At 54.8% G+C, this 538-nt stretch carries 1 protein-coding gene; it reads left to right on the plus strand.

Features of this window, described 5'->3' with window-relative positions; translation table 11 throughout:
- Positions 1–538, plus strand: a 538-nt coding sequence (gene yidC / locus HL189_RS22540; protein WP_369135967.1) for a membrane protein insertase YidC, incomplete at both ends; no start/stop codon positions are given.

Consider the following 538-nt stretch of genomic DNA (forward strand, 5'->3'; position numbering starts at 1 on the left):
ACGACGGTACGAATAACTTCTACACCGCGAACCTGGGCAACGGTATTGCCGCCATCGGCTACAAGTCTCAGCCAGTTCTGGTTCAGCCGGGTCAAACCGGTAAGCTGGCAAGCACCCTGTGGGTCGGCCCGGAAATCCAGGACAAAATGGCTGCTGTTGCGCCGCACCTGGATCTGACCGTCGATTACGGCTGGTTGTGGTTCATCTCTCAGCCGCTGTTTAAGCTGCTGAAGTTCATCCACAGCTTCCTGGGTAACTGGGGCTTCTCCATCATCGTTATCACCTTCATCGTTCGTGGCATCATGTACCCGCTGACTAAAGCGCAGTACACCTCCATGGCGAAGATGCGTATGCTGCAGCCGAAGATTCAGGCTATGCGTGAGCGTCTGGGCGATGACAAACAGCGTCAGAGTCAGGAGATGATGGCCCTGTATAAAGCAGAGAAAGTAAACCCACTGGGTGGTTGCTTCCCGCTGCTGATTCAGATGCCAATCTTCCTTGCGCTGTACTACATGCTGATGGGCTCCGTTGAGCTGCG

Origin of the sequence: Modestobacter sp. I12A-02662 (genome assembly GCF_041028325.1) — a bacterium.
In the GTDB taxonomy this organism is placed as follows: Bacteria; Actinomycetota; Actinomycetes; order Mycobacteriales; family Geodermatophilaceae; genus Modestobacter.